2 protein-coding genes and 1 pseudogene are annotated in these 1,519 nt (G+C 30.0%); all 3 read left to right on the top strand.

Going from position 1 to position 1,519, the window contains the following annotated elements:
• Window positions 1–341: pseudogene (locus V7183_RS23905) on the top strand (O-antigen ligase family protein); the annotation flags it as partial.
• On the top strand, window positions 316–1,116 hold the full coding sequence (locus V7183_RS23900; protein WP_335361064.1) for a glycosyltransferase family 2 protein: 801 nt from the start codon (window positions 316–318) through the stop codon (window positions 1,114–1,116). The pseudogene V7183_RS23905 and the gene V7183_RS23900, both read left to right, overlap by 26 nt.
• The coding region (locus V7183_RS23895; protein WP_335361063.1) for a glycosyltransferase at window positions 1,113–1,519 on the top strand (407 nt) is incomplete at its 3' end. The genes V7183_RS23900 and V7183_RS23895, both read left to right, overlap by 4 nt.

The following is a 1,519-nucleotide window of genomic DNA, read 5'->3' as shown; positions in this document are numbered from 1 at the left end:
GTATAGGGGCATTTAATTTTTCAAATTATTATGAGTATCAGTTTAATGAAAAGTTATACGTACATAATACGTTTTTGGAAATTTTATCAGAATCGGGTACGATTGGTTTTCTTTTATATGTTACTTTTTTATGTGCTTTGCTGGTAAAGTTAACTAAATATAGCTTGTTTCGTGAAAAACCATATCTTTTATTAACAATGATTGCATTTCTATTTCAGATGATGTCATTGTCACTTATTATTAATGAAGCTTTCTTTTTATTTTTAGCGATTGTTGTGAAATACATTTCAATATGTGAAGAAAGGGGAAAGATAGATGGTAAATTCTCTGTCAGTACGTAGTGAGGCCCCTTATGTTTCCATAATAACACCTTGTTATAATAGTTTACGTTTTATAGGTGAGACTATTGCATCTGTGCAAAATCAATCTTATGAAAATTGGGAAATGATTATCGTTGATGATGCTTCAACGGATCATTCGGTTGCAACAATTAAAGAAGTGATAAAAGAGGATTCACGTATTCGGTTATTATTATTAGAAGAAAATATAGGTGCGGCCGAGGCACGAAATATAGCAATTCAAGAAGCTAAAGGGAGATACATTGCTTTTTTAGATAGTGATGATATGTGGTTACCAAATAAATTAGAGAAGCAATTGTTATTTATGAAAGAAACGGAGACTGCTTTTTCATATACGTCTTATAGTTTGATTGATGAAAATGGGAATTGTTTAGGAAAGGAAGTGAATGTACCTAAATCCGTTAATTATTATGACTTAGTTGGAAATACAATAATTGGCTGTTTAACAGTAATGATTGATCGTGAGAAAATTCCTTACATTGAAATGCCTAGTATACAGCCTGAAGATACAGCACTTTGGCTGCAATTATTGAATAAAGGATATGAAGCAAATGGGATACAGCAAGTACTGGCGCAATATCGAATTGTTACGAATTCTGTTTCAAGAAATAAATTAAAAGCGGCTTTTCGATATTGGAAATTATTAAGAACACAAAAACCTCTCAATCTAGTACAAACTTGTTTTTACTTTAGTAAATATGCTTATCATGCCTATAGAAAAAATAAAATACATGTAATGGAGAAGACGCCGTTATGAATATTTTGTTGATGACAGATAAATTGATAACTGGTGGAGCTGAAAACTATTTTTGTAAGTTAGAAAATAATTTGCAATGTGAGGCATTAACTGTTTATACAGCTGCTGGAGATGGAGAATTATATGAATCTCTTTCTAGAAAAGAAAACTTTATTAGGTTAAATCGTTGGAATCATACAAGGAATGTGTATTATTTACAAAAAGAGATTTTGAATCGGGAGATAGATGTCATTCATGCAAATAGTTTGAGAATGGTATTTTATGCTGTATTACTTCAAAAGCTTATAAAAAGAAGAATTCAGATTATTTATACGAAACATAATGTAACAATATTAGAAAAGAAAATGCCAATAGTGTTTCGTTATTTGATGAATAAATATGTAGATTCTATTATTACTGTAAG

Source organism: Bacillus sp. JJ1127, from assembly GCF_036965845.1.
In the GTDB taxonomy this organism is placed as follows: domain Bacteria; phylum Bacillota; class Bacilli; order Bacillales; family Bacillaceae_G; genus Bacillus_A.
This window is presented reverse-complemented; position numbering and strand designations above follow the sequence as displayed.

Coding starts and splice junctions, on each gene's coding strand:
- V7183_RS23900 (WP_335361064.1), top strand. CDS start 316: ATGGTAAATTCTCTGTCAGTACGTAGTGAGGCCCCTTATGTTTCCATA.